The sequence below is a fragment of the Brachybacterium nesterenkovii genome, from assembly GCF_900163655.1.
GTDB classification, from domain to species: Bacteria; Actinomycetota; Actinomycetes; order Actinomycetales; family Dermabacteraceae; genus Brachybacterium; species Brachybacterium nesterenkovii.
In genome coordinates this window covers 1-25,395 of record NZ_FWFG01000069.1, presented here as the reverse complement: position 1 = coordinate 25,395, position 25,395 = coordinate 1, and the positions used below count along the sequence as shown (strand labels likewise).

Annotated in this window: 19 protein-coding genes, 5 tRNA genes and 1 pseudogene; 21 read left to right on the top strand and 4 right to left on the bottom strand. The window is 71.6% G+C overall.

Going from position 1 to position 25,395, the window contains the following annotated elements; translation table 11 throughout:
- Positions 1-33: 33 nt before the first annotated feature.
- The 10 genes and pseudogenes from FM110_RS08580 (at position 34) to FM110_RS08535 (ending at position 12,380) form a co-directional block, all read left to right on the top strand.
- Complete coding sequence (locus FM110_RS08580) at positions 34-990, top strand: hypothetical protein (protein WP_143276338.1); 957 nt, start codon at positions 34-36, stop codon at positions 988-990.
- A gap of 62 nt (positions 991-1,052) precedes the next feature.
- Positions 1,053-1,610 (top strand): glycine cleavage system protein R, encoded by a 558-nt coding sequence (locus FM110_RS08575; RefSeq protein WP_087104378.1) that lies wholly within the window; start codon positions 1,053-1,055, stop codon positions 1,608-1,610.
- 168 nt (positions 1,611-1,778) lie between these two features.
- Positions 1,779-2,984: an MFS transporter gene (locus tag FM110_RS08570; protein WP_087104352.1), complete on the top strand. Its 1,206-nt coding sequence runs from the start codon at positions 1,779-1,781 to the stop codon at positions 2,982-2,984.
- Between the two features lie 125 nt (positions 2,985-3,109).
- A pseudogene (locus tag FM110_RS08565) lies at positions 3,110-6,855 on the top strand (nitrate reductase subunit alpha).
- A gap of 46 nt (positions 6,856-6,901) precedes the next feature.
- Entirely contained in the window at positions 6,902-8,560 is a 1,659-nt protein-coding gene (gene narH, locus FM110_RS08560) for a nitrate reductase subunit beta (RefSeq protein ID WP_087104351.1), read from the top strand.
- Entirely contained in the window at positions 8,560-9,393 is an 834-nt protein-coding gene (gene narJ / locus FM110_RS08555) for a nitrate reductase molybdenum cofactor assembly chaperone (RefSeq protein WP_087104350.1), read from the top strand. The genes narH and narJ overlap by 1 nt, the downstream gene beginning before the upstream one ends.
- Entirely contained in the window at positions 9,390-10,121 is a 732-nt protein-coding gene (narI, locus tag FM110_RS08550; RefSeq protein WP_087104349.1) for a respiratory nitrate reductase subunit gamma, read from the top strand. Before narJ ends, narI begins: the two co-directional genes overlap by 4 nt.
- Entirely contained in the window at positions 10,121-10,999 is an 879-nt protein-coding gene (mobA, locus tag FM110_RS08545) for a molybdenum cofactor guanylyltransferase (protein ID WP_087104348.1), read from the top strand. Before narI ends, mobA begins: the two co-directional genes overlap by 1 nt.
- Positions 10,996-11,283 carry a DUF6457 domain-containing protein gene (locus FM110_RS08540; RefSeq protein ID WP_087104347.1) on the top strand — a complete coding sequence of 96 codons (288 nt, stop codon included), beginning with the start codon at positions 10,996-10,998 and terminating at the stop codon, positions 11,281-11,283. The genes mobA and FM110_RS08540 overlap by 4 nt, the downstream gene beginning before the upstream one ends.
- A 122-nt stretch (positions 11,284-11,405) precedes the next feature.
- On the top strand, positions 11,406-12,380 hold the full coding sequence (locus FM110_RS08535) for an aldo/keto reductase (protein WP_087104346.1): 975 nt from the start codon (positions 11,406-11,408) through the stop codon (positions 12,378-12,380).
- A gap of 80 nt (positions 12,381-12,460) precedes the next feature.
- Here FM110_RS08535 and FM110_RS08530 read toward each other — a convergent pair whose 3' ends face one another.
- The 4 genes from FM110_RS08530 to FM110_RS08515 all read right to left on the bottom strand — a co-directional run bounded on the left by FM110_RS08530 (position 12,461) and on the right by FM110_RS08515 (position 18,161).
- On the bottom strand, positions 12,461-15,025 hold the full coding sequence (locus tag FM110_RS08530) for a DEAD/DEAH box helicase (RefSeq protein ID WP_087104345.1): 2,565 nt from the start codon (positions 15,023-15,025) through the stop codon (positions 12,461-12,463).
- 104 nt (positions 15,026-15,129) lie between these two features.
- A complete protein-coding gene (locus FM110_RS08525) occupies positions 15,130-16,116 on the bottom strand; it encodes a 3-methyladenine DNA glycosylase (protein WP_087104344.1) in 987 nt (328 codons plus the stop codon).
- Entirely contained in the window at positions 16,113-17,330 is a 1,218-nt protein-coding gene (locus FM110_RS08520; protein ID WP_087104343.1) for a cation:proton antiporter domain-containing protein, read from the bottom strand. Before FM110_RS08520 ends, FM110_RS08525 begins: the two co-directional genes overlap by 4 nt.
- A 36-nt stretch (positions 17,331-17,366) precedes the next feature.
- On the bottom strand, positions 17,367-18,161 hold the full coding sequence (locus FM110_RS08515) for an SDR family NAD(P)-dependent oxidoreductase (RefSeq protein ID WP_087104342.1): 795 nt from the start codon (positions 18,159-18,161) through the stop codon (positions 17,367-17,369).
- A 95-nt stretch (positions 18,162-18,256) separates the two neighbouring features.
- Between FM110_RS08515 and FM110_RS08510 the strand changes: the two genes are divergently transcribed.
- The 11 genes from FM110_RS08510 (at position 18,257) to FM110_RS08460 (ending at position 25,293) form a co-directional block, all read left to right on the top strand.
- Complete coding sequence (locus tag FM110_RS08510; protein WP_087104341.1) at positions 18,257-19,387, top strand: YkvI family membrane protein; 1,131 nt, start codon at positions 18,257-18,259, stop codon at positions 19,385-19,387.
- A gap of 219 nt (positions 19,388-19,606) precedes the next feature.
- Positions 19,607-20,119 carry a DUF4333 domain-containing protein gene (locus tag FM110_RS08505; protein WP_087104340.1) on the top strand — a complete coding sequence of 171 codons (513 nt, stop codon included), beginning with the start codon at positions 19,607-19,609 and terminating at the stop codon, positions 20,117-20,119.
- Positions 20,120-20,379: 260 nt separating this feature from the next.
- On the top strand, positions 20,380-21,156 hold the full coding sequence (locus tag FM110_RS08500; RefSeq protein ID WP_087104339.1) for a fumarylacetoacetate hydrolase family protein: 777 nt from the start codon (positions 20,380-20,382) through the stop codon (positions 21,154-21,156).
- A 61-nt stretch (positions 21,157-21,217) separates the two neighbouring features.
- Entirely contained in the window at positions 21,218-22,732 is a 1,515-nt protein-coding gene (gene gltX / locus FM110_RS08495) for a glutamate--tRNA ligase (RefSeq protein ID WP_087104377.1), read from the top strand.
- Positions 22,733-22,743: 11 nt separating this feature from the next.
- Positions 22,744-23,535: an HAD family hydrolase gene (locus FM110_RS08490; protein WP_087104338.1), complete on the top strand. Its 792-nt coding sequence runs from the start codon at positions 22,744-22,746 to the stop codon at positions 23,533-23,535.
- A 237-nt stretch (positions 23,536-23,772) separates the two neighbouring features.
- Positions 23,773-23,844 (top strand) — tRNA-Gln (locus FM110_RS08485).
- Positions 23,845-23,882: 38 nt separating this feature from the next.
- Positions 23,883-23,955, top strand: a tRNA-Glu gene (locus FM110_RS08480).
- A 62-nt stretch (positions 23,956-24,017) separates the two neighbouring features.
- Positions 24,018-24,090: transfer RNA gene (locus tag FM110_RS08475), tRNA-Glu, on the top strand.
- Positions 24,091-24,152: 62 nt separating this feature from the next.
- Positions 24,153-24,225 (top strand) — tRNA-Glu (locus FM110_RS08470).
- Between the two features lie 62 nt (positions 24,226-24,287).
- Positions 24,288-24,363 (top strand) — tRNA-Glu (locus FM110_RS08465).
- A 69-nt stretch (positions 24,364-24,432) separates the two neighbouring features.
- Positions 24,433-25,293: a universal stress protein gene (locus FM110_RS08460; protein WP_087104337.1), complete on the top strand. Its 861-nt coding sequence runs from the start codon at positions 24,433-24,435 to the stop codon at positions 25,291-25,293.
- The last annotated feature ends 102 nt before the right edge of the window (positions 25,294-25,395 follow it).

Sequence of the window (25,395 nt, the reverse complement as noted above, 5' to 3'; positions counted from 1 at the left end):
CAGTGGATCAACCCGCTCACCTGGCCCTGCCTGGTGCGGCCCTACGCCGATGAGCGGCCGTGGGTGCTCGCCCTGCCGCTCGCCCTCGCGGCCCTCCTCGCAGGGCTCGCGTTCCTGCTCGAGTCGCGGCGCGATCTGGGCGCCGGGATCCTGCGTCCGCGTGCGGGTCGCCACGGCGGGAGCGCGCATGCGAGCGGTCCCTTCTCGCTGGGCGGTCCGCTCTCCCTGCGCGGGCCGCTCGCGCTGCTCTGGCGCCTGGAGCGCGGTTCCCTGCTCGGATGGGGCATCGGCCTCGCGATCTCGGGCCTGGCCATCGGCTCGCTCGCGACCCAGGCCGCCGAGGCCATGGGCGCCTCGGGCGGCATCACCGACGTCCTCACCCGGCTGGGCGGCAGCGCCGAGCACCTGACCGAGTCCTTCCTCGCCGCGATGGCGGGGCTCCTGGTCCCGGTCCTCACCCTCGCCCCGCTCGGCGTCCTCTCCGGCGCCCGAGCCGAGGAGGTGCAGGGGAGGGCGGCGCCGCTGCTGGCGACGGCGGTCGGACGCACCCACTGGCTGCTGTCGGCCGTCGCCCTCGCACTGTCCTCCGGGGTGGTGCTGACCTTCCTCGCCCTCGCTCTGATGGGGCTCGCGGTCCCCGCGGACGGCGGCGCCTCGCGGATCGGCCCGCTCCTCATGAGCGCGCTGGCCCTGCTGCCGGGGCTGGCGCTCACGGTGGGCATCGGGACCCTCCTGCTGGGCTGGGCGCCCCGGCTGCTCCCGCTGGCCCAGGTCCTCATCGGCTGGTCGATCTTCGCGGCCTGGGTGGGAGCGCTGCTCGACCTGCCCGGGTGGCTCATCCGCGCCACGCCCTGGGGACGCCTCCCGCACCTGCCCGGGGGCGCGGCCGGCAGCGGGGAGTGGACCGCGGTCGTGGTCGAGACCGTGCTCGCCCTCGTCCTCATCATCGTCGGGGCGGTCGGCTTCCGGCGGCGCGACCTGGACTCCTGATCACGACCCGGTCTCCTGGGCAGGTCTGGGCAGGCCGGGAGCGGTCGGCTACTGTGATCTGCATGACACAGCATGTGGTGACCGTGATCGGCGACGACCGCGAGGGGCTCATCTCCGAGCTGGCCGCGCTCGTGGCGCAGCACGAGGGCAACTGGCTCGACAGTTCCTTCGCGCGCCTCGCCGGGAAGTTCTCGGGCGTCGTCCTCCTCGACATCGCCCCCGAGCGCGCCGACGCGCTCGACGCCGCCGTCCGGGCCCACCTCGAGGAGCGCGGATGGCACGTCGAGATCGCCCCGGTGCCCGAGGCCTCCGCCCCCGGCGTGCACGTCCCGGCGACCTCGAGCCCGCGCCTGCTGCATCTGGTGGGCCACGACCGCCCCGGCATGGTCGCGGAGGTCTCGCGGGCCCTCGGCGCGCAGCGCCTGACGATCGACAGCTTCGACTCGTGGACCTCGGCCGCCCCGCACGGCGGCGGCGTGCTGTTCGAGGCCGACGTGGTGGTCCGCCTCGCCGACGGGACGGATGCCGATGCCGTCCGCGATGCCCTCGAGGAGATCGCCGCCGAGCTCATGGTCGACCTCGACCTCGATGACACGCCGGAGTCCGGCGACGGGTCCTGACGGCCCAGCCCGAGGGATGCGGGCTCGATGGGGTGCCGTGAGGGAGGAGATCGGGACCTTCGTCCCCGGGGTCGGAACTAGCCTGATGGGTGGCCGCACGTCGACGGAGCCGACGGCCTGATCGCGTCAGCCCCCGACGTCCCCTCGTGTCAGAACCGGAGCCTCTCCATGTCATCGACCGCAGCCGCACCGTCCTCCTCGGCGCTTCCCCGCGGCGCCGTGCGCGCCCTCATCCTCGCGACGTTGGGCTTCGCGCTCAACTTCTGGGCCTGGGCCCTGCTGAGCCCCCTCGGGCCCGTCTTCGTCGAGCGCGGCATCGCGAAGGACGCCGCGCTGATCGTCGCGATCCCCGTGCTCGTCGGCTCCCTCGGCCGCATCCCGATCGGTGCCCTCACCGACCGCTTCGGCGGGCGCGTGATGTTCCCGATCATGAGCCTGGTGACCGTCATCCCGGTGCTCTTCCTCGGCTTCGTCGGCCAGTACGACTACACGACGCTGCTCGTCGGCGGGTTCTTCCTCGGGCTCGCGGGCACGACCTTCGCGATCGGCATGCCGTACGTGAACTCCTGGTTCCCGCCGGCCCGCCGCGGGCTCGCCACCGGCCTCTACGGCATGGGCATGGGCGGCACCGCCATCAGCGCCTTCACCACCGTGCCGCTCGTGAAGTCCGTCGGCAACGCGGCCCCCTTTATCATCACCGCGATCGCGCTGGTCGCCTTCGCCGTGATCGGCTTCCTCGCCATGCCGATGCCCGAGGGCTGGACCCCCTCCAAGCGCTCCGTCGTGGGTCAGTCCGTCGCCGCGATGAAGCTCGTCGCCACCTGGCAGGCCTGCTACCTCTACGCCCTCTCCTTCGGCGGCTACGTCGCCTTCTCGGTGTTCCTGCCCACCATGCTGAAGAAGTGGTACGGCCTCGAGGCCTCCGACGCCTCGTTCCGCATGGCCGGCTTCGTCATCCTCGCCGTCCTGCTGCGCCCGATCGGCGGTGTCCTGTCCGACCGCATCACGGCCGGCACCACCCTGATCCTGTCGTACATCGCCGTCGCGATCGGTGCCGCCGTGCTCATCTTCCAGCCGCCGCTGGCGTCGCTGGGCACCGTGGCCTTCCTGCTCATGGCCGCCGGACTGGGCCTGGGCACCGGAGCCGTGTTCGGCCTCGTCGCCCAGACCACCGATCCGGCCGACGTGGGCACCGTGACCGGCTTCGTCGGTGCCGCCGGCGGTCTGGGCGGATTCGTCCCGCCGCTGGTCATGGCCGCTATCCACAACGCCACGGGAAGTTACTCTTGGGGCATCGCCCTGCTGCTCCTCGCGACCCTCGGAGCCATCGCCGTCACCCTCTGGGTGGCGCGCGGACGCCGTCGCGTCGCCTGACCTCGGATCGGCCGCCGGGCGCTCGTCCGGCGGCCCTTCCCTCCCTGCGCACCCCGCCCCGGGTGCGCCGCCCCGCCCCAGCGGCGACCGCACGGTCGCCGCGTCTGCACCGGAGGTACCGCCCCATGACCATCCCGGACGAGAAGCCCGTCGCGCACCGCGCACCAGGCATCGACTCGCCGCTCTCCGACGCCCTCATCGGCACCCGCCGCTTCTTCCGCTCCTCGAAGGAGTGGATCTCGGAGGACAATCGCGAGACCCACCGCGTGGGCGGTCGCAGCGGCGACTCTTTCTACCGGGAGCGCTGGAGCCACGACAAGGTGGTCCGCTCCACCCACGGCGTCAACTGCACCGGCTCGTGCTCGTGGAAGGTGTACGTCAAGGACGGCGTGATCACCTGGGAGTCCCAGGAGACCGACTACCCGACGGCCGGCCCCGATCGTCCCGAGTACGAGCCCCGCGGCTGCCCCCGCGGCGCCTCGTTCTCCTGGTACACGTACTCGCCCACGCGCGTGCGCTACCCGTACGTGCGCTCCGAGCTGCTGCGCATGTACCGCGAGGAGAAGGCCACCGCGGGCGGGGACCCCGTCGCCGCGTGGCGCGCGATCGTCTCCGATCCGGTCAAGGCCAAGCGCTACAAGGAGGTCCGCGGCAAGGGCGGCCTGGTGCGCGCCCCCTGGGACGAGGCGATCGAGCTCGTCGCGGCCGCCTACGTGCACACCACCAAGGAGTTCGGCCCGGACCGCGCGACGGGCTTCTCGCCGATCCCCGCGATGAGCCAGGTGTCGTTCTCCTCGGGGCCCGCTTCCACCAGCTCATCGGCGGCTCGATGCTGTCGTTCTACGACTGGTACGCGGATCTCCCGCCGGCCTCCCCGCAGGTCTTCGGCGACCAGACCGACGTCCCGGAGTCGGGGGACTGGTGGGACGCCGCCTACCTCATCATGTGGGGCTCGAACGTCCCGCTGACCCGCACCCCGGACGCCCACTGGATGGCCGAGGCCCGCTACCGCGGCCAGAAGGTCATCTCCGTCGCCCCCGACTACGCGGAGAACGTGAAGTTCGCCGACGAGTGGCTGGCGCCCCGCCCCGGCACCGACGCCGCGCTCGCGATGGCGATGGGCCACACGATCCTGCGCGAGTTCTACGTCGACCGCGCCGAGCCCTACTTCGCCTCCTACTCCAAGCAGTACACGGATCTGCCCTTCCTCGTCGAGCTCACCGAGCGCGAGGACGGCTCGCTGGTCCCGGGCAAGTTCCTCGTCGCCTCCGACGCCGGCGCCGAGGTCACCGAGCACGCGACGAGCGAGCACGCCGACTTCAAGCCTATGGTGCTGGACGCCGTCACCGACCGCGCCGTGGTCCCGAACGGCACCCTGGGCGACCGCTTCTCCTCCGACGGCCAGGGGCGCTGGAACCTCGAGCTGGGCGAGATCGACCCGGCGCTCACCCTGCTGGGACGCCACGACGAGGTCCGCGAGGTCCTGCTGCCGCGTTTCGACACCGCAGGCCAGGGCGGCCGCGGCGACATGCCGCGCGGGGTCCCCGTGCGCACCGTCGCCGGTCGCCGCGTCACCACCGTCTTCGACCTGATGCTCGCCGAGTACGGCGTGGGCCGCGAGGGCCTGCCCGGGCAGTGGGCCACGGGCCTGGATGACGACGAGGCGCTGTACACCCCCGCGTGGCAGGAGGCCATCACCGGTGTCCCGGGCGAGGCCGCCGCGCGCATCGCCCGCGAGTTCGCCCAGAACGCGATCGACTCGAAGGGCCGCTCCATGATCCTCATGGGGGCGGGCACCAACCACTGGTTCCACTCCGACACCATCTACCGCGCCTTCCTCACCCTCACGAACCTGTGCGGCACCCAGGGCGTCAACGGTGGCGGCTGGGCCCATTACGTCGGCCAGGAGAAGGTGCGTCCGATCACCGGCTGGCTGCACCTGGCCAACGCGCTCGACTGGTCGCGCCCGCCGCGCCAGATGACGCAGACCACCTACTGGTACATGCACACCGACCAGTGGCGCTACGACCGCTTCGGCGCGGACACCCTCGCGGCCACCACGGGCGCGGGCTCCTTCCAGGGCACCACGACGGCCGATGCCGTCGCCCTGTCCCAGCGCCTGGGCTGGCAGCCGTTCTTCCCGCAGTTCGACATCAGCCCGCTGGACGTGGCCGAGCGCGCGAAGACGGCGGGGGAGGAGACCATCCCCTACCTCGTGAAGTCCCTCAAGGACGGCTCGATCCGCTTCGCCGCCGAGGACCCGGACGCGCCCGAGAACTTCCCGCGCATCTGGTCGATCTGGCGCGCGAACACCCTGGGCTCCTCCGCGAAGGGCGACCAGTACTTCTTCCGCCACCTGCTGGGCGTGGACTCGGCCGCGACGGAGGAGGAGACGCCCGAGGGCCTGCGCCCCCGTGACGTCGTGTGGCGCGAGGACGCCCCGATCGGCAAGGTCGATCTGGTCCTCACCCTCGACTTCCGCATGACCAGCCACACGCTGCACTCGGACGTCGTGCTGCCCGCCGCGACCTGGTACGAGAAGCACGATCTCTCGACCACGGACATGCATCCGTTCATCCACTCGTTCAACCCGGCGATCTCCAACCCGTGGGAGTCGCGCACCGACTGGGAGACCTGGGCGGCGATCGCCAAGAAGTTCTCGCAGCTGGCCGAGACCCACCTGGGCACCCGCACCGACGTCGTCGCCTTCCCCCTCCAGCACGACACGCCCGGCGAGCTCGCAACCTCGCACGGCCGCGTCCGCGACTGGAAGAAGGGCGAGTGCGAGCCGATCCCGGGGCTGACCATGCCCACCCTGGTCGAGGTCGAGCGCGACTACACGCAGATCCACGCGAAGTTCACGTCCATCGGCCCGCTGCTCGAGTCCAAGGGGATGACCACCAAGGGCATCACCTACGACGTCCACGAGTACGTCGATGAGCTCGGGAGGATCAACGGCGTGCACCGGGGCACCGGGACCGCCGCCGACGGCCGCCCCAAGCTCACGACCGACCTGAACGCGGCGGAGTTCATCCTCTCGCTGTCGGGGACCACCAACGGGCGCATGGCGACCCAGGGCTTCAAGACCCTCGAGAAGCGCACCGGCGTGCACCTGCACGACCTCGCCGGGGAGAACGAGGGCAAGCAGATCCGCTTCGCCGACACCAAGGCAGCCCCGGTCCCGGTCATCACGAGCCCGGAGTGGTCGGGCTCGGAGACCGGCGGACGCCGCTACAGCCCGTTCACGATCAACGTCGAGCGCAAGAAGCCCTGGCACACCCTCACCGGGCGCCAGCACTACTACCTCGACCACGACTGGATGCTCGAGATGGGCGAGGGCCTGCCGGTCTTCCGCCCGCCGCTGGACATGACCGCCCTGTTCGGCGAGGCGCCGCTGGGCGAGGAGGACGGACGCTCGATCTCGGTGCGCTACCTGACGCCCCACAACAAGTGGTCGATCCACTCGATGTACATGGAGAACTTCTTCATGATGAACCTGTCCCGCGGCGGGCAGACGATCTGGATGAGCGTCGAGGACGCCGAGGCGGTCGGCATCGAGGACAACGACTGGATCGAGGCGACCAACCGCAATGGCGTGGTCGCGGCCCGTGCGGTGGTCAGCCACCGCATGCCCCGCGGCACCGCGTTCATGCACCACGCGCAGGATCGCACCGTCAACACGCCCCTGACGGAGCGCGACCAGATGCGCGGCGGTACGCACAACTCGATGACGCGGATCATGCTCAAGCCCTCCCACCTCATCGGCGGGTACGGCCAGCTGTCCTACGCCTTCAACTACTACGGCCCCACGGGCAACCAGCGCGACGAGGTCACCCGGATCCGCAAGCGCACCGCCCCGGTGGACTACTGACCCCTCGACACACGGACCCTCGCCCCAGGGTCGGAAGGAGCGCATCATGCGCGTCATGGCACAGATGTCGATGGTCATGAACCTCGACAAGTGCATCGGCTGCCACACCTGCTCGGTCACCTGCAAGCAGGCGTGGACCAACCGCAGCGGCACCGAGTACATCTGGTTCAACAACGTGGAGACCCGTCCCGGCCAGGGCTACCCCCGCGGCTACGAGGACCAGGAGAAGTGGAAGGGCGGCTGGGAGCTCGGTCCCAACGGTCGCCTGCGCCTGAAGGCCGGCGGCCGCCTCACCAAGCTCCTGCAGCTGTTCTCCAACCCGCGCCTGCCCGGTATCGAGGACTACTACGAGCCGTGGACCTACGAGTACGACAAGCTGCTCAACGCCCCGGCCCAGCAGCCCAACATCCCGACCGCCCCGCCGAAGTCGCTCATCACGGGCGAGCGGATGGACATCCAGTGGTCGGGCAACTGGGACGACGACCTCGGCGGCACCTACGCCCACAAGGACAAGGACCCGATGCTCAAGGGCATCGAGGACAAGGTCCAGCTCGAGTTCGACAAGACCTTCATGTTCTACCTGCCGCGCATCTGCGAGCACTGCCTGAACCCCACGTGCGCGGCCTCGTGCCCCTCCGGCGCGATCTACAAGCGCGAGGAGGACGGCATCGTCCTCGTGGACCAGGACGGCTGCCGCGGCTGGCGCATGTGCATCACCGGCTGCCCGTACAAGAAGATCTACTTCAACCACAGGACCGGCAAGGCCGAGAAGTGCACGTTCTGCTACCCCCGCATCGAGCAGGGGGAGCCGACGGTGTGCGCCGAGACCTGCGTGGGCCGCCTGCGCTACATCGGCCTCGTGCTGTACGACGCGGACAAGGTCACCGCCGCCGCGTCGACGCCGGACGAGAAGGATCTGTACCGCGCCCAGCGCGACCTGATCCTGGACCCGAACGATCCTGAGGTGATCGCGGGGGCGCGCGCCGCCGGCATCCCCAACGACTGGCTGGAGGCCGCGCAGAACTCGCCGACCTACAAGCTCATCAAGGAGTACGAGGTCGCGCTGCCGCTGCACCCGGAGTACCGCACCATGCCGATGGTCTGGTACATCCCGCCGCTGTCGCCGGTCGTCGACGTCGTCCGAGACACGGGCTACGACGCGGAGGACGCGGAGAACCTGTTCGCCGCGATCGACACCCTGCGCATCCCCGTGGAGTACCTCGCGAACCTGTTCACCGCGGGCGACGTCCCGACGGTCGAGCGGGTGCTCTACCGCATGGCCGCGATGCGCTCGTACATGCGCGACATCAACCTCGGGCGCGAGCCGCGCGAGGGGATCGCGAACGCGGTCGGCATGGACGGCGACACCATGCAGGACATGTACCGCCTGCTGGCGATCGCGAAGTACTCCGAGCGCTACGTGATCCCCACGGGCCATGTCGAGAGCGCCCACGAGCTCGAGGGCATCGGCACCGACTGCCCGCTGAACGCCCCCGGCGGCCCCGGCATGAGCTCGATGTCGCTGCCGGAGGACTCGCTGGGCATGTCCGGCCCCGGCTACGCCACCAAGCGGCAGATGAACGACCCGACCACTGCGAACACGGCCGTGCCGCGGCCCGAGGGCAAGCGCGTGAACCTGCTGAACTGGGACGGCTCCGGCCTGCCCGAGGGCCTGTTCCCGCAGCGCGCCGAGGGGAGCGCCTGATGGGCCTGCTGGCCCGGGCGATCGCCAAGGCCCGCGGCGAGGACGCGGACGCGATGCCCCGCGGCGCGACACCGGCCTCGCCCGAGGAGCTGCTGCTGGCCAGCGGTCTCCCGGTCGAGGACCAGCGCGCCGCGTGGCTCGCCGCGTCCTGGCTGCTCACCTACCCGGATGCGGAGGCGCTCGCCCACGGCGAGCAGATCCGCGAGCTGGTCGCGGCGCTGCCGGGCCGCACCGGGGAGGCGCTGCGCACCTGCCTCGACGCGATCGGCCGCATCGACCCGCTCGAGCTGCAGGAGCTCTACGTCGACACCTTCGACACCCGGCGCCGCGGCTGCCTGTATCTGACGTACTTCAGCCAGGGCGACACACGCCGCCGCGGCATGGCGCTCGTGCGGATCAAGCAGGACTACCGGGCGGCGGGCCTCGAGATGGATGACAGCGAGCTGCCCGACCACCTCGCCGTGGTGCTGGAGTTCGCGGCCGCCCACGATCCGATGCGCGGGGCGAAGATCCTGCGCGCCAACCGGGCCGGCATCGAGATGCTGCGCCTGCACCTCGAGGAGATCGCCTCGCCGTGGCACGGCGCCCTCGTCGCGATCTGCTCGACGCTCCCGCCGATGGACGCCGACGACCGCGAGGCCGTCGCCCGCCTGGCGGCGGAGGGCCCCGCCGAGGAGACCGTCGGGCTCGACGGCTACGGCGTGGACACCGATTCGATCTCCCATGACGCCCTGATCATGCACGATCAGACGATGTCGGGGGCTGGCTGCGGCGACCATGCCGCGTCGCCCGGCCCCGTGCCGCTGGACCTGATGAGAGGACGCCCCTCGTGAACGAGACCCCGAAGTACGCCACCCTGCTGTGGGTGGTCGTCCCTTACGTGGTGCTGGCCGTGTTCGTGCTCGGGCACGTGTGGCGCTTCTCGAAGGATCGCTTCGGATGGACCACGCGCTCGAGCCAGATCTACGAGTCCAAGCTGCTGGCCTGGGGCTCCCCGATGTTCCACTTCGGCATCATCGGCATCTTCGTGGGCCACGTGGTGGGCCTGTGCATCCCCAAGGCCGTGACCGAGTTCTTCGGGATCTCCAACCACATGTACCACCTGATGGCGGTCATCATCGGCCTCGCGGCCGCGGTCGCGTGCGTGGGCGGACTGCTGATCCTGCTGTACCGGCGGCGGACGAACTCCCGCGTGTTCGGGGCGACCACGCCCGGCGACAAGCTCATGTACCTGTCGCTGTCGCTGACGATCCTGTTCGGCGTGCTGGCCACGCTCGTGCACTCGACGTTCGGCGAGTACGACTACCGCGAGGGCGTCTCCGTCTGGTTCCGGAACTTCTGGACGCTGCGTCCGAACGCCGAGCTGATGATGTCCGCGCCGATCTTCTTCCAGCTCCATGTGCTGAGCGCGCTCGCGCTGTTCGCGATCTGGCCGTTCACGCGCCTGGTGCACGTGTTCGCCGCGCCGATCGGCTACCTGAACCGCCCGTACATCGTCTACCGCTCGAAGGATCCCCGCCGCGAGGCGGAGCGCCGCGGGTGGGAGAAGATCAACTACTGATGCCCGTCGAGCCCGCAGACTCCGCTGGGCCTGCCGACACCGCGGGGCCTGCCGACATCGCGGGGTCCGTGACGCCGCGCACCGGGGCGGTCGATGCGATCGTCCTGGCGGGCGGCACGGGCCGTCGTCTCGGCGGAGCGTCCAAGCCGGACGTCGTGCTCGCGGGGGAGCGGCTGCTGGACCGGGTGCTCGCGGCGGTGGCGGCTCGTCGCCGGATCTGCGTCGTCGCGCCGGAGAGCGTTCGGCTTCCCGCGGGTGTGCTGCGGACCCTCGAGGATCCGCCGCACGGCGGCCCGGTGGCCGGCATCTCCGCCGGCCTCGCGGCGCTCGCCGCGGCGGCGGGATCGCCGGATGCCGCCGGATCCGGAACGGGGTTTGGGGGCAGCGGCTTCGCGGACTCGGACGGCGGCTCTGCGGACGCAGACGGCGGCTCTGCGGATCGCATGACCGACGCGGTGCTCGTGCTCGCCTGCGACATGCCCGGAGCCGCGCAGGCGGTCCCCGCCCTGCTGGGGGCGCTGCAGGGGGCCGGGGACGCCGACGGCGCGATCGCCGTTCGTCCCGACGGGCACCGCGAGAATCTCGCGTTCATCGCGCGCCCCGATGCCATCCGTGCCGCCCTGGACAGCGGCGGCGACCGGGACCGCTCCGTCCGCTCCCTGCTGGCCCAGCTGGACCTGGTCGACGCCGTTCTGCCCGCCGCCGCTCTCGACGACGTCGACACGTGGGAGCAGCACGCCGCCTGGGAGGCGCGGCTGTCGGGGGATCCCGACGCCGCTCGCCGCACCGCCCCGTCCCTGCCCGCCGATCGGCGCTCGTCCGCCGATCCGCTCTCATCTCCCGACCAGCCCGCGTCTTCGGAAGGAGACCCGTCATGAGCTCGCGCCCTCCCGTCACCGCCCAGGACGACTGGACCGATGTCCTCGCCCCCTGGCTCGCACGCGCCGAGGCCGAGCTGGGGCTGCCGGCAGGGGCCGCGCAGCTCGACGTCGACCGCATCCACGAGACCACGGGGGCCGTCGCGCACGGCGTCCAGCGGTCGATGGCGCCGATCGCGTCCTACCTCGTCGGGGTCGCCGTCGGCCGGGGCGCGGACCTCGAGACCGCCTGCCGTGCGGTCGAGGGTCTGCTCGCTCGCGAGGCCGAGGCGACCGCGAGCTGACGACGACCGGTCGACGACAGCACCGCGGATGGTCGCAGGCGCATGCGCACGGCCGGGCCCGGCCCGCCGCGGTGGCCGGGCCCGGGATCCGCTGCCGATCCCGCCTCGGTAGGGTCGTCCCCATGCGATACAGGAATCTGGGCTCCAGCGGTCTCGTCGTCTCCGTCCTCGGCGTGGGGTGCAATGCGTTCGGCGCCCGCACCGATGCCGACGAGGTCGACGCGATCGTCGGCGAGGCCCTCGAGCAGGGGATCACCCTGTTCGACACCGCCGACACCTACAGCGCCGGCGAGTCCGAGAGCCTGCTGGGCGCGGCCCTGCAGGGACGCCGCGACCGCGCCGTCGTCGCCACCAAGTTCGGCATGCCCGTCACCGAGGACGACGGACCGGACGGCCTGGCCCGCGGCTCGCGCCGGTACATCCGCCAGGCCGTCGAGGCCTCCCTGCGGCGCCTGGGCACCGACCGCATCGACCTGCTGCAGATGCACACCCCGGACCGCGCCACGCCGCTCGAGGAGACCCTCGAGGCCCTCGACGACCTGGTGCGAGAGGGCAAGGTCCTCTACATCGGCTCCTCCAACCGCAGCGCCTGGGAGGTCGCGCATGCCGACGGCCTCGCCCGTGCCCTGAGCACCTCCCGCTTCGTCTCCGTGCAGGACGAGTACTCGCTGTACAACCGCTCCGCCGAGGCCGAGCTGCTGCCGGCCAGCGAGGAGCTCGGCATCGGCGTCCTGCCCTATTTCCCGCTCGCCTACGGCCTGCTGACCGGCAAGTACCGCCGCGGCGCCGCCGCGCCGGAGGGCAGCCGCCTGGCCGAGTCCCGCCAGCGCAGCCGCCTCGAGAGCGCGGACTTCGACACGATCGACGCCCTGCAGGCCTTCGCCGACGCGCGCGGCGTCCCGCTGCTGCACGTCGCGATCGGTGCGCTCGCCGCCAGGCCCGTGATCGGCTCGGTCATCTCGGGCGTGAGCCGCCGCGAGCAGATCGCCTCCAACATCGCCGCCCTGGAGTGGGAGCCGAGCGCCGAGGATTTCGCGGAGCTCGCGGCCATCGGCCCGGACCGCCGCCCCCAGGGGTACACGCCCTTCGCGAGCTGACCGGACGGCACCGGGGCTGTTCGCGAGGTGCCGGGACTGATCGGCCTGCCTCGCCCGCCCGCCGGCCGCACCGCCGCGGCTCAGAACGCGCTGATCTCCCCGACCTTCGTGATCGCGAGCACCGGCTCGCCCGCCTCGTCGGTCGCCTCCAGGTCGAGCTCGGCCTCGATCGCCCAGTCGTGGTGGCCCTGCGGATCGTCCAGCACCTGGCGGATGCGCCAGACCTTCGACTCCTCGATGATCTGCAGCAGCTTCGGGGAGCGGGCGGGGGCGTCGATCCCGACCTCGTCGTAGGTGTCGTAGTAGTCGTCCATAGCCTGCGCCCAGGCCTTCCGGTCCCAGCCGGAGGCGCCGTCGAGCTCGGCCAGGCGCGCCTCCCGCTCGAAGGCGAAGTGCTCGACGCGCTGCCACATGGCGGCCCGCACCATCCGGCGCAGCACCTTCGTCTGGGCGGACAGCCCGCGCGGAGAGGCCGGGCGCACCTCGCTCGCGGCATCGCCCTCGTCGTCGGCGGGATGGGCCAGGGCCTCCCACTCGTCCAGCAGCGAGGAGTCGATGCCGCGCACGAGCACGCCCAGCCACTCGATGACATCCTCGAGCTCCTCGGTCCGCAGATCCTGCGGGATCGTGCGGCGCATCGCCTGGTAGGCGTCGGAGAGGTAGCGCAGGACGATGCCCTCGGAGCGCTGCAGCCCGTAGCGCTGCACGAACTCGCTGAACGTCTGCCCGGTCTCGTAGATCTCGCGGACGATCGACTTGGGGGAGAGGTCGTCCTCCCGCACCCACGGGTGGGAGCGGCGGTAGATCTCGAGCGAGGCCTCGAGGTCCTCGGCCAGGGGCCTGGGCCAGGTGACCTCGTCCAGCAGCGCCATCCGCTCGGTGTACTCGACGCCGTCGGCCTTGAGCTCGGCCAGCAGCTCGCCCTTGGCGGCGTTCTGCTGGGCCAGGAGGATCTGGAACGGATCCTCCAGGATCGCCTCGATGATCGAGACCGTGTCCATCGTCAGGGTCTCGGAGGCCTCATCGAGCGCGTCGATCATCGCGATCGCGAACGGTGCCAGCGGCTGATTCATCGTGAAGTCCAGCTGCAGATCCTCGGTGAGGGCGATGCGGCGGCCCAGGTGATCGGGCTCGGGCAGCACCTCGACGATGTCGGCGTCCCGCAGCCCCCGGAACAGCTCGATCGCCTGGCGGGCGAGCGCCACCTGCTGCGAGCGCGTCTGGTGGGAGGTGAAGATCAGGTGCCGCGCCGAGGCCACCGCGTCGCCGGGGCGTGCGATGAGCGCCAGCAGCATCGAGGACGTGATGCGCAGGTGCGGGCGCAGAGGCTCCGGCGGGTTCTCCACGAGCTTGGTCAGATTCGCCTCGGACCACGAGACCGCGCCCTCGGGGATCTTGGGCTTGGGCTCCTTCTTGCGCTTCTTGGCCGAGTTCGGGGTCTGCCCGTTCTCCTCGCGCGCCCGCTGCTTGGCCCGCTGCTGCTCGAACTCGATCGTCCACTCGGGCGCCTGGACGATCACGTGGCCCACCGTGTCGAAGCCCGCACGGCCGGCGCGCCCGGCGATCTGGTGGAACTCGCGGGCGTTGAGCAGGCGAGAGCGGCGCCCGTCGTACTTGGCCAGGCCCGTCAGCAGCACCGTGCGGATGGGCACGTTGATGCCCACGCCCAGGGTGTCGGTGCCGCAGATGATCTTGAGCAGGCCCGACTGCGCGAGGCGCTCGACCAGACGCCGGTACTTGGGCAGCATCCCCGCGTGGTGCACGCCGATGCCCTGGCGCACGAGCTTGGACAGGATCTGCCCGAAGCCGCGGGAGAAGCGGAAGTCGCCGATCAGCTCGCGGATGCGCTCCGCCTCCTCGGCCGAGAGCACCTTGGTGCCGCTGAGCGCCTGCGCCTGCTCGAGCGCATCCTTCTGGGTGAAGTGGACGATGTAGACGGGGGCATCGCGGTCCTCGAGCACGGTGCGGATCGTGTCGGGCAGCGGGTCCAGCGACCAGCGGAAGTCCAGCGGCACGGGCCGCGGGGCGTCGGCCACGACGGTCACGTCGCGCTCGGTGCGCTCCTCGAGGTCGGTGACGAACGCCGTCACGTCCCCGAGCGTCGCGCTCATGAGCACCATCTGGCAGCGGGGCAGCTCGAGCAGCGGCACCTGCCAGGCCCAGCCGCGCTGGGAGTCCCCGTAGAAGTGGAACTCGTCCATCACCGCGAGGCCCACGTCGCTGGTCGGCCCATCGCGCAGGGCATGGTTGGCGAGGATCTCCGCGGTGCACACGATGATCGGGGCGTCGTGGTTGACCGAGGAGTCGCCGGTCATCATGCCCACCATGTCCGCGCCGAACATCGCGACCAGGTCGAAGAACTTCTCCGAGACGAGCGCCTTGATCGGGGCCGTGTAGTACGCCCGCTCGCCGCGGGCGACCGCGGCGAAGATCGCCGCGTACCCGATCGTCGTCTTCCCCGATCCGGTAGGGGTCGCCGCGATCACGTGGTCCCCGGCGGCGATCGCCAGCAGCGCCTCCTCCTGATGCGGGTAGAGCGTGCGGCCCACCGCCTCCTGGGAGGCGAGGAAGCCGTCGACGATCGCGTCCTGGTCGCTCACGGGGGCATCGGCGGTGCCGGGCAGGAAGGGGGAGAGGGAGGGCATGGGGCCAGTCTCTCAGGCGGGGGTGACGGACGACGACGGGAGTCGCCGGTGCTGTGACCGGAGGCGCCGGTGCCGCGGCGGGAGATGCCGCGCGGCACTGCGTGTCAGTCGAGCAGGGTGACGAGCGGCTCGATGGCCGCGAGGATCCGCTGCCGCAGGGCGTCGGAGCGCTCCGCGAGCGCCCGCTGGCGCCGCACGTACTCGGCCTTGCCGGCCGGCGTCTCGATCGGCACGACGCCGTAGCCGAGCGGCCGGACGTCGTACGGGCTCGCCTCCATGTCCAGGATCCGCAGCTCCCGCGCGTGCTCGAAGCAGTCGAGCACCAGGGCGCTCGGCGCCAGCGGCACGAGCTTCATCGCCCACTTGTACAGGTCCATCCCCACGTGCAGGCAGGCCGGATTGTCGAGCTCGACCTGGCGCTCGCGCGTCGGCTCGTGTGCGTTCAGCGGGCGGGCCGCCGGGGTGAAGAAGCGGAAGGCGTCGATGTGCGAGCAGACGAGGCGCTCGCGCGCGACCACCGCGTCGGTTCCCTCCTGGCCCAGGCGCAGGGGGAGGGACTCGTGGCGCAGCTCGCCCTCGCGCAGACGGTGCACCATCGCCCACTCGTGCAGTCCGAGACAGCCGAACTGGGGTGTTCTCTGCGACATCGACGATTCCCGCAGAAGCCGCGCCATGAAGCCGAGGGCATCGGCGCGCTCGGCGAGATACCGCCCGACGTCGGCGCGGCGCAGCGTCCGCACCGCCCCGCCGGATGCAGCCCCGCCGGATCCCGCCCCGTCGGCCGCGCGCTCGTCGATGTACCAGGAGCGCTCGCCGCCCACCTGCACGTCGGCCATCGGCGTCGTGTGCGGGACCGGGTCGGCGGCCGCGTCGTAGGCCGTCTCCCAGCCCGGGTGCCAGCGGCGCAGGCGCGCGGGGGAGAAGGGGTAGTAGTGGAAGAGGAAGTCCTCGACCGGGTGCTTCTCGCCCCGCCCCTTGCGCTCCCGGTGCCCCGCGGTCAGGGCATCGGCCCGCTCCTCGTGGGCCCGTCGCAGGGCGCGCGCCTGCTCGGCGTCCAGGACGGTGCGCGGGGCGGGAACGGGCGCGCTCATGCGACGGTCCCCTCGGCGCGCTGGAACGGCAGCCCGATGGTCTCCGCGGCCTGATCGGCCAGCGTCTCGCCGGCGCCGGCGTACAGGTGCACTACGGTCTCCAGACCCAGGTGCTCGAACTCCTCGACGTCCTCGCGGTAGCGCGCGATGGCCGCGATGGTCCGGTCCCCGCGGTCCGATCCAGACGCGCGCAGCTGGGCCACGAGCGTCGCATCGTGCTCGACGCCCAGCGCGCGCAGCCCGTAGTCGTCGCTCAGGCGGTCGTAGGCGCGACGGCCCACGCGGCCCATGCCCAGGACGATGGCACGGGCGTCGCCCAGGTCGATCGGGCGCTCGTCGGGATGCAGGTGCGCGAGGGGGCGGGGCCCCAGGCGCGCCGAGATCCGCGTGGCGAGGGAGACGGACAGGGGGTTGAGCACGGCCGCGACCACGAAGCTGGCGGCGACCGCGACGACGAGCGCATGCATCCAGTCGCTCGCCAGCCACCCGGCCTCGACGCCGAGCGCCGCGACGATGAGGGCGAACTCGGAGAAGTTGGTGAGCGCGAGCGAGGACAGCACCGCGGTGCGGTGACGCATCCCCAGCAGCACCAGCAGCAGCCAGTAGCCGATGCCCTGCAGCGGCAGGAGCAGCAGCAGGGCGAGCCCCTGGACCACGTGGGGCACGGAGGGCACGCCCAGGAAGCCGATGTTCAGGAAGAACCCGATGAGCATGAGCTCGCGCAGGGAGAACAGAGTGCGCGCCAGCTGATCGGCGCCCGAGGTGCGCGCGACGACGAGACCCATCGCGAGCGCGCCGAGCTCCCCGGACAGGCCCAGGGCCTCGAAGAGCGCGTAGCCGGGCACGAGCGCGATCGTGAGGCCGAACAGCACTCCCAGATCGCCGTCCCCCAGCGCCTGCCAGCGCCGGGTCGCGAGCACGAGCAGCGGGATGAGCACGAGCAGGGTGAGGGCCCACGGGCTCGGAGCCTCGCCGGTCGAGAAGGAGATGACCGCGACGGCCGCTGCGTCCTGCATCAGGAGCACGCCGATCGTGAACAGCATCAGGGCCACGCCGATGCGGCCCATGTCGGCCAGCCCCGGGAGCGGCTCGACGCCCAGCGCGCTCAGCAGGAAGCCGGCGGCGATGAATCCGATCAGCGGGGGAAGGCGGAGCAGGTGGGCCGCGAGCCCGCAGGCGAAGGCCGCGATGAGGGTGATGACGAGGAACTCCACCGTCTCATCATCCCAGGTGCCCGCGCCGCGGCGGCGTCACCGTCGGCGGTGTCCCGTGAGGCGGAAGAGCCAGGCGACGGGGCCAGGGACGGCGCGGGCCAGCGGTGCCAGCAGCGCCCAGCGCCACGGGGCGTACGAGTCCTTCCCGGGGCGGCGGGCGATCGCCTCGGCCGCCGCCGCGGCCGCCTGCTCCGGCGTCATGGAGCCCACGAGCCACTCGATCCGCGGCACCCGGTCGCGCGAGCCGGGGTTGGCCTCGAAGTAGTCGCTCGTGACGCGCGTGGGGGTCAGCGACCCGACGCGGATACCGGTGCCGGCGAGGTCCTGCCGCAGCGCCTCGGTGAAGCCGCGCAGCGCGAAGCGGCCGGCCGCGTACCCGACCGCGCCGGGCCACGGCACCACGGCGACGGGGGAGTTGATCTGGAAGATGATCCCGGTGCCGCGCTTCAGCATCGGCTCGATGAACCCGCGGGTGACGGCGAAGGCGGCGAGGTAGGGGAGGGCGACCTGCGCGGACGCCTCGGCCGCGCTCGTCTCCTCGATCGCGGTGAAGCGGCCCGAGCCCGCATTGTTGACGATGACGTCGGGAACGCCGTGCTCGGCGAGCACGCGGTCACAGGCCGCGGCGGTGGCGTCGGCGTCACCGAGATCCACGGCGACGGGCACGGCGCCGATCTCCGCGGCGAGCTCGGCCAGGCGGTCCGCGCGGCGCGCCATGAGCACGACGCGGGCGCCGTCGGCGGCCGCGCGGCGGGCGATGGCCTCGCCGATGCCGGAGGAGGCGCCGGTGACCAGGACGAGGGGGCGAGAGGCCGGGGCGGGAGATGTCATGGACTCGATCCTAGGGAGCGGCACCCCCTTCCCCTCTGAGTGACACACAGATATATTACGGACGGAAACGACGCCGATGGCCGAGAGGGCACCTCATGGAATCGACCGCAACGACCACCGCTGACGACCAGGGCGCGGGCGCTCTCAGCATCCGCAAGGTCGCGATCATCGCGGGGGCGATCATCGCCTTCCTCATCGGATCGGGCTTCGCGACCGGCCAGGAGATCCTGCAGTACTTCGCCTCCCGCGGATACATCGGAGTGTTCGGCACGGGAGCGCTCGTGCTCGTGCTCATGACCTTCGTCTGCATCCAGTTCATCACCATCGGGCGCGCCCAGCGCTTCGAGCGCCCGACCGACATCTACCGCTTCCTGTGCGGCAAGGTGGTCGGGACCTTCTTCGACTGGTTCTCGATGGTCTTCGTGTTCATGAGCTTCTGGGTCATGGTCGCGGGCGCGGGCGCCGTCTTCGCCGAGCACTACGGACTGTCCGCCTGGATCGGCGGACTCGGCCTCGCGATCGTCGTCGGCATCACCGGCGTCCTGGGGCTGAACGGGCTCGTCGAGGTGATCGGGAAGATCGGTCCGATCATCGTCGCGGTCGCCCTCACCCTCGGCATCGCCGCGATCCTCAAGCACCCCGGGGGCATCGCGAAGGGCGCCGAAGCGGTCGGCTCCCTCGACGTCACCCAGGCCTCGTCCTCGTGGTGGCTCGCGGCCATCAGCTACGTCGGCTTCTGCATGCTGTGGCTCGCCCCGTTCCTCTCGGCCCTCGGCGCGACGACGCATTCGCGCCGCGAGGCGGTCGCGGGCGCGGGTCTGGGTGCCGGACTGTTCGCGATCGCCTGCGTCGTCGTGGGCCTGGGCCTTCTCGCCAACATCGATCGCGTGGTCGGCACCCAGATCCCGATGCTGGTGCTGGCCAAGGACTTCCACCCGATCCTGGCGGCGGGCGTCTCGGTGATCATCCTCGCGGGCATCTTCACCACGGCCGTCCCCCTGCTGTGGACCGTCTCCTCGCGCCTCTTCGACGACGGCTCGGTCCGCTTCCGCATCGCCACGCTCGTGCTCGCGGCGGTCGGCACCCTCTGTGGGCTCGCCGTGCCCTTCGAGAAGATGGTCAACGTCGTCTACGTCATCAACGGCTACGTGGGCGGCATCCTGCTGGCCGTGATGATCGTGCGCGCGATCTGGGGCCTGGCGACCAAGCGCGGCGCCACCGCCTGACGTCCGCGCGCTCGCTCGACCGTCGCGGGCCCGGACTGCAGGGGTCCGGGCCCGCGTCATCGCTCCGAATCGACCGCCTGACCATGGGGACTTCTCCCCGTGCAGTCCTCCCCGTGCAATCCTCCCCAGGGAGTCGTCCCCATCGACCCCGCCGGTGATCGCTGGAAGAGTCTTCCCATCGCAGCATCCGCCCGATACCGGACGACAGAGGAGATCGCGATGATCACCACGACCACCCGCACGCGCACCGCCGCCCGTGCCGCGGCCGCCACGGCGACCGTCGCCTTCAGCGCGCTCGCGCTCTCGGCATGCTCGTTCTCCTTCGGCACCGATGACGCGGCCCCCGAGGACGGCGAGACGACGACGCAGGAGCAGTCGCCCTCGGACTCGGGCACCACGACCACGGACGACTCCACGACCACGGACGACTCCACCACCACGGACGCCGGCACCGACACGACCGAGGACGCGACGGCCGACGACACCGGCTCCGGCGCCCCCGCCCTCGCACAGGCCGACGTCGAGCAGCAGGTCTCCGACCAGCTCGCCGCGCAGGTGGGCCAGACGCCCGATGACATCACCTGCCCGGGCGACCTTCCCGCGGAGGTCGGCGCCACGATGACCTGCCTGCTCACCGCCGGCACCGACACCATCGACGTCTACCTGACCGTGACCACGGTCGACGGCATGGACGTCGGCTACGACATCAAGGTGGCCGACCAGGTCAACTGATCGGCGTTCGATCACCGGGCCGAGGGGCCGGATCCCGCAGCGGGGTCCGGCCCCTCGGCCTCCCTCCATGGAGCGCTTCCTCATCCCCGCGGAGGGGGCGCGAGGCGGTGGTCGCGCGCGTCTGTGTCCGATCCCGTGTACATGGGTGCGTGCATGTACACGGAAACGGACCGAGAAGTCGACGGGGCGGGGACCTCGCAGCGATCGGGCAGCCTCTTCCGCCCGTCGGGGCCGTTCGGCGCGGCGCTAGACTCGTGCCCATGCGCATCGCCCGATTCACCACCGGCGAGGATCCCCAGTACGGCATCGTCCAGCCCAAGGACGGCCGCGACATGGTCTACGCGATCACCGGGGACCCCCTCTACACCGAGATCCGACCCACCGGCACCGTCCTGCCGCTCGAGGACGTCCGCCTGCTGGCGCCCGTCATCCCGCGCTCGAAGGTGGTGTGCGTGGGACGCAACTACCGCGCCCACGCCGCGGAGATGGGCGGCGAGGTGCCGGAGCAGGCGCTGTTCTTCCTCAAGCCCAACACCGCGGTGGTCGGTCCCGGCGACCCCGTCGCGATTCCCTCGTACTGCCAGGAGCTGAGCCTCGAGGGCGAGCTCGCGGTGGTCATGAAGACGCTGGTCAAGGACGTCGAGCCCGAGCAGGTGCGCTCGCTGATCCTCGGCTACACGATCGCCAACGACGTCACCGCCCGCGACGCCCAGCGCGGCGAGAGCCAGTGGTTCCGCGCCAAGGCCTTCGACACCTCCTGCCCGCTGGGCCCGTGGATCGAGACCGATCTCGACGTCGCCTCCCTGGCGATCCGCTCGAGCGTGGACGGCGAGCCCGCTCAGGACGGGACGACCGCGGACATGGTCCGCTCCGTCGCCGACCTCGTCTCCGAGATCTCGCACGCGACCACGCTGCTGCCGGGCGATGTGGTGCTGACCGGCACCCCCGCCGGTGTGCGCACCGTCGCCGAGGGCTCGACCATGAGCATCGAGATCGAGGGCATCGGCACCCTCACCAATCCCGTCGTGCGTCGCTGACGCGCCCGTCCGCCACCTCCAGGAGCCCCAGATCGTGACCTCCGCGTCGACCTCTGCGTCCATGCCCGCGCCCGCCTCCGATGCCGCCACCGGTGAGGAGGTGCGCGTCCGGTTCTGCCCGAGCCCGACGGGCACGCCCCACATCGGCATGGTGCGCACCGCCCTGTACAACTGGGCGCATGCGCGCCACGTGGGCGGCAAGCTGATCTTCCGCATCGAGGACACCGACGCCGCGCGCGACAGCGAGGAGTCCTACCACCAGCTGCTCGATGCGATGCGCTGGCTCGGCATCGACTGGGACGAGGGCGTGGAGGTCGGCGGTCCCGACGGCCCCTACCGCCAGTCCCAGCGCGCGGAGATCTACGCCGACGTCATCGAGCGCCTCAAGGCCGCCGGCCACATCTACGAGTCCTACTCGACCGCCGAGGAGACCGCCGAGCGCCACCGCGCCGCCGGGCGCGACCCGCAGCTCGGCTACGACGGCTTCGACCGCGACCTGAGCGAGGAGCAGAAGGCCGCCTTCCGCGCCGAGGGACGCGAGCCGGTGTGGCGCCTGCGGATGCCGGATGAGGACATCACCTTCACCGACATGGTGCGTGGGGACATCACCTTCCGCGCCGGCTCGACGCCCGACTACGTGGTGGTCCGCGCCAACGGCACGCCGCTGTACACGCTCGTCAACCCGGTCGACGACGCGCTGATGCGGATCACGCACGTGCTGCGCGGCGAGGACCTGCTGTCCTCGACACCCCGCCAGGTCGCGCTGTACCGCGCGCTCATGGACATCGGCGTCGCCGAGCGCATCCCCGTCTTCGGCCACCTGCCCTACGTGATGGGGGAGGGCAACAAGAAGCTGTCCAAGCGCGACCCCGAGTCCAACCTCTTCCTGTACCGCGACCAGGGGTTCCTGCCCGAGGGCATGGTCAACTACATCGCCCTGCTCGGCTGGGGCTACAGCGCCGACCAGGACATCTTCACCCGCGAGCAGATGGTCGAGCGCTTCGACGCCGCGAACGTGAACCCGAACCCGGCGCGCGTGGACATCAAGAAGGCCACGGCGATCAACGCCGACCACATGCGCATGCTCGCGCCCGAGGTCTTCACCGAGCGCATGGTCCCGTACCTGCAGAGCGCCGGCGTCGTCTCCGACCCGATCACCCCGGAGCAGCATGCGCTGCTGGTCGCCGCCACCCCGCTGGTCCAGCCGCGCATGAACCTCCTGGGCGAGGCGCCGGACATGCTGCGCTTCCTCTTCGTCTCCGACGCCGATCTGGAGATCGCCGAGGACGCCACGAAAAAGCTGGGCGAGGACCCGGTCGCGGTGCTGGATCGCGCGATCGCGGAGCTGGAGGCGCTCGATGCGGCCTCCTTCGTCACGGCGACGCTCGAGGAGCGCCTGCGCTCGGCGATCGTCGAGGACATGGGCATCAAGCCGCGCCTGGCCTTCGGCCCGCTGCGCAGCGCGATCTCCGGACGCCGCATCTCCCCGCCGCTGTTCGAGTCGATGGAGCTGCTGGGCCGCGACTCGAGCCTGGCGCGTCTGCGCTCCTTCCGCGAGCTCCTCGCCGCGGCCTGAGCGCCCGCGCGATGACGACAGTCCAGCCCGAGCCCCCGTGCGGGGACCGGGCCGGGCGCTCGCTCGTCGGCGTGCACGGGGTGCTGCTGGACATCGACCACACGCTCGTGGACACCGAGGCGGCGTTCGTCGCCGCCCTCGGCGCCTCGATCGTCCCGCTGCTCGACGACCGGGGCGGCAGCGAGAGCGGCGCCCTACTCGAGGACCTGCTCGCGCAGTGGTCCGCCGACCGCGGCGGCTGGTACCGGGCGTACACGTGCGGCGAGATGACGCACGCCCAGCAGCGCCATCGCCGCTTCGACGAGCTGCTCGTCGACCGCGGCGGCCGTGCGCTCACGACGGCGGAGTACGACCGGGCGAACACCGTGTTCGAGCGCGCCTTCGCCGCGGCCTGGCGCGCGTTCCCCGAGGTCCCCGACGCGCTGGCGCGCCTGCGGAGCGCGGGGATCCGTCTGGGTGCGGTCACCAATGCGGGTCGCGCTCTGCAGGAGACGAAGCTCGCCGCGGCAGGGCTCGCCGATGCCGTGCCGCTGCTGGTCACGGTCGAGACCTTCGGCGTCGGAAAGCCCGATCCCCGGGTGTTCCGGGAGGGGGCGCGGCTGCTGGGCCTCGCGCCCGAGGAGGTCGCCTATGTGGGTGATGAGCCCGATATCGATGCCGACGGCGCGGTCGCTGCGGGCCTGCGCGGCGTGCATCTGCGACGGGCGGGTGACCGGCGCTTCGCACCATGCGATCAGGCCCGGTCCGGGCATGCCGAGGCCGTCGATCTGCTCGACCTCCTCGAGCTGCTCGGGGCGGCCTGAGCGGCGCTCCCCGGGAAGGGCCCGGGCGGCGCTCTCCGCGATGGCCTGGACGGCGCTCTCCGCGACGGCCCGGACGGTGCCTCCCGGGACGCGGGCGCGCGGTGCGCTCCGCCGACGGTGGGAGACCTCACAGCCGGAAGATGCGCTCTCGCTTTGCCTCCGGCGGCGTCGACCGGGTAGTGTCTTACCTCGGTACGGCCCCGGGATCGCTCCGGCGAGATCGGGTCTGATACCCCGTGGGGTATGGTGTAATTGGCAACACAACGGTTTCTGGTACCGTCATTCTAGGTTCGAGTCCTGGTACCCCAGCGCTTCTCCCTCTGCTCTCGCGGAGGGATGCGGCCCGCGCCCCGTTCGTCTAGCGGCCCAGGACGTCGCCCTCTCACGGCGGTAACACCGGTTCAAATCCGGTACGGGGTACGAGACGGATCCACGGATCCGTTGCGGCATCGGTCCTCCGATGCCCGGTCCTCCGGGACCGCGCCCCGTTCGTCTAGCGGCCCAGGACGTCGCCCTCTCACGGCGGTAACACCGGTTCAAATCCGGTACGGGGTACGAGACGGATCCACGGATCCGTTGCGGCATCGGTCCTCCGATGCCCGGTCCTCCGGGACCGCGCCCCGTTCGTCTAGCGGCCCAGGACGTCGCCCTCTCACGGCGGTAACACCGGTTCAAATCCGGTACGGGGTACGAGACGGATCCACGGATCCGTTGCGGCATCGGTCCTCCGATGCCCGGTCCTCCGGGACCGCGCCCCGTTCGTCTAGCGGCCCAGGACGTCGCCCTCTCACGGCGGTAACACCGGTTCAAATCCGGTACGGGGTACCAGCAGAGCCGACGCCTTCCGGGCGTCGGCTCTTCACATTCCCGGATCCGCGACCTCGGTAGGATCAGGCTATGGAGACCAACGCCACGAACCCCGCCCCCGATGCGCCGGACGCCGGCCGCACCCCCCTCGTCGTCGTCGGTGTCGCCGACTCGGAGGAGTCCGACCGCGCCATCCGCTGGGGCGCCGAGCACGTCCGCCGCACCGGCGGGACGCTCCGCCTCGTCCACGCCTTCATCTGGCCGCTCATGAACGTCGACGTCGACCCGGTCCCGGGCGTCGCCGGCTCGGGGCTGCGCGCCGGGGCGGAGACCCTCGTGGCCCACGCCGTCGAGCTCGCGCGCGAGGCCGCTCCCGGGATCGCGATCGAGACGGACATCGTCGTCGGCCGCGCCGTCGACGTGTTGCTCGACGCCTCGAAGACCGCGGACGTCCTGGCGGTCGGCAACCGCGGGCTGGGCCGCATGCTCTCCCTCGTGATGGGCTCGACCAGCCTGGCCCTGGCCCGCCGCGCCCAGTGCCCCATCGTGGTCGTCCGCGGCGACGAGACCACCGCGGGACCGGTCGCCGTCGCCTACGAGTCCACGGACCTCGGCGAGCAGGCGATCGAGCGCGCCGGGCGCCTGGCCGCGGTCTACGACGCCGAGGTGCACGTGGTGATCGGCGTGGCGACCCCCGCCGACGAGCACGACGAGATCCTCGAGGCCGTGCGCCGCATCATCGGGCGCAGCACCGAGGGCGCCCGCGTGCGCCTGGCCGACACCCAGGCGGTGCGGGATGCGCGCCGTCTCGTGGCCGCGAGCGAGGGCTCGCGCCTCATCGTCGTCCCCGCGCAGACCGAGGGCATGGTCTCGGCATCCTCCGCGACCGGGGCGGTGGTCCAGCACGCGAACACGCCGGTGTGGATCGAGCGCCCGCTCGGCGCGATCTGACAGAGCGGTCCGCCCGTCCCGCGGGCCGACCCTGCAGAACCTGCTGACGGCGGCGGCCACGCAGATGCGGTGCTCTCCCTGGCGACGATAGAGCTGGGCGGA